At 54.3% G+C, this 2,543-nt stretch carries 3 protein-coding genes; all 3 read right to left on the reverse strand.

The genetic code is table 11. From position 1 onward, the window contains the following. Positions 1–574 (reverse strand): MFS transporter (locus AC1DVH_RS29400; RefSeq protein ID WP_477756742.1); only part of this gene is annotated, 574 nt, incomplete at its 3' end. Positions 575–671: 97 nt separating this feature from the next. Then, positions 672–1,706 (reverse strand): GlxA family transcriptional regulator, encoded by a 1,035-nt coding sequence (locus tag AC1DVH_RS29405; protein ID WP_477756743.1) that lies wholly within the window; start codon positions 1,704–1,706, stop codon positions 672–674. A gap of 48 nt (positions 1,707–1,754) precedes the next feature. Further along, positions 1,755–2,543: MmgE/PrpD family protein (locus tag AC1DVH_RS29410; RefSeq protein ID WP_477756744.1), on the reverse strand; the 789-nt coding region annotated here is incomplete at its 5' end.

Genomic DNA, 2,543 nt, shown 5'->3' on the forward strand with positions numbered 1-2,543 from the left:
TCAGCAAAGCAGGTGCAGCCTTGTAAAGTGCTCCCAAAACTGTGGCAACGATACAGAGCGCAGCCATCAGTGGATCCAGGCCGAAGGTCAGTAAAGCGGTCATCGCCCCGGCGCCCAATATACCTCCGACGCTGTAAAGGCCATGGAAGCCAGACTGAAGTGCCTGCCCGCTGTTTTTCTCGACGATGACGGACTGTATGTTCATGGCGCAATCAAGCATGCCCATGCTGGCGCCGAAGATAATGACAGCTATCACCAGGCCAGGTAGCCACACCACGGTGCTCAAAAGCGCAAGAACGGCACACAGTGCAATAGTTGCCCAGATGACGACCGGTCGGCACCCATAGTGCGCAGTGAGATATCCAGCAAACGGCATGGCTACAATAGATCCGCCGCCAAGGCCGAGAAGCAGCAACCCCAAGCCACCATCGTCCAAACCAACGCGTGCCTTTACCAATGGAACCAGAGGCGCCCAAGCGGACATGAGTAAGCCCGCGATGAGGAAGGCAATGCGTGTAGACATCCGCTCGCTGTAGTTAGCCGTCGGTATCAACACTGACGATGGAGCATTCATAATTCTCGGTAATCCTTATCGATGATGTTAACCATCATTTGCTCGGCTTAGACTTTGCGGATTTCTTTGGTTTTTTGCGTGCTTGCGTTTCGGAAAACTAACGCCTGCGCTCATACGTCGCTCTATAGCTACTTGGCGCTACGCCAAAGAAGTCACGAAAGCGCATATGGAAGTTGGCGAAACTGCAAAAGCCGGTCGCGATCGCGATATCGGTGATCGGCCGATTGCTCTGCAGAATAAGCTGACGCGCTCGAGTCAAGCGCAGTTCCAGGTAGTAACGTGTGGGGGTGGCGCCGACGAAGCGGCAGAAACGGCGCTCCAATTGTCGTCGGGAAATGTTCACGCATTCGGCCAGTTCGTCGATGGAAAGCGGCTCTTCGATGTTCTTTTGCATCAGTTCTAAAGCGAGCTTCAGGGTTTGTGGCAAGGTGGGGTCAGAGTCAACGATGACCGTCGATATCCCAGAGACTTCAGGGGTTTGATCGCAGCTAAGTATTTCCTCGACAGCATGGGTCAGCGACACGCCTTGTTTAGCGGTGATGAGTTCCAGCATCATTCGTAAGGAACTACTGGCACCGGCGCACGTGATACGGTTTCTATCTATTACGTGAGTTCGGCAGGAAACCAGGACTTTGGGGAAGACATCCTCCATCATCGCTCGCCCGTCTGGATGGAAGGCACACTCGACACCGTCCATTAACTGAGCTTCCGCCAGGAAAAAGGCGCCGTTCCACAAACCGCCCATGGTCGCACCAAGAGAGGCGGCGTTACGTAGCTTGCGCCGTAATATCGGATCGCTGATCAACTTCACCCGTAAACCACCTGCGACGATGAGAACGTCGATACGATCTGGCAATTGGGATAACTCCAGGTCTGCTGAAATTGCAATTCCCAGATCGCTCATGACCAGACGACTTTTGATACCAACGGTCAACACTTCGAATGCCGGTGTCTCGCTAATCAAGTTTGCGGTCACCAGCGCATCGATAGCGCCGGTGAACGACATCATCGAGAAATTGTTCAAAAGCACGAAAGCTACACGAGTCACCGCCTGCGGCATTGATGGTTTCTCCGCCGTATAGGAGTACCCCATGTTCTTGTCTTTAAGCACGCTCTCGAATACGAATGGCATAAATCCTCTTTGACCCCTTTACCAATAGCTACGAAACCGTTGCGCAATCTAGACAGCGGTTTTTGGAGCAGACAGCAACAAATCAAAGAATRACTGGCAGTCATCACTCTCAGGCAGTGCTTCAACACTGTTCTTGATCGCATTGCTGAGCGTGGATCCCAAGCTGTCATCAGCCAGCAAATGATATTTAGCCGTGAGTTCGGCACTCGACATAGGGTTGCCGGGGTCGCCCTTGGCCGTCGCGGTTGGGCTCGTAAGACGCGTGCCGTCTTTCAGGGTAACCGTGACGCGGGAGAGAATTTCCTCCGGGAACCTGGCGGACAGGTCGGGCGCCTCATGAAGGATTATCTTCTCGCTGATGTTCAAGATGTCCGGCGCATGAATGGAATCCCCAGTGACTTCGTCAGGGCCCAGCTTTCCGCGAACGATCAAGGCGGCAAGTGGGAACGCTAGCGCATACTGGGCCTCGTCCGCATTCTTCGGAAAATGCCCCTGCAAGCACACAGACTCATGGAATGTCTCGACATTTATGGTCTCGATCAACTCCGCAGTGATGACTGGATACGCTCGCATCAAATCGGTCATGGCCGTGAGTGCCGGCTGCGCCCAGCGACATACCGGCCACGGTTTGAAATATTGTTCATCAATCTCCCAGCGGGTTCCGATGTCCTGCCAGAAAGTGGAAATCTCCAAAGGTTCAACGGTAGCGGCTGGAGCGCCAGTGACACCGAGCTGTGCCATCAGTAATGCGTTCAGTCCGGCATACGCCCCGGCGCCGTGGGCATCACGCAACATCGTCGGAAAGCTCACCAGGCGCATCATCGGGCACCTCGGGCC

Source organism: Pseudomonas sp. P4_C3 (genome assembly GCF_056402075.1).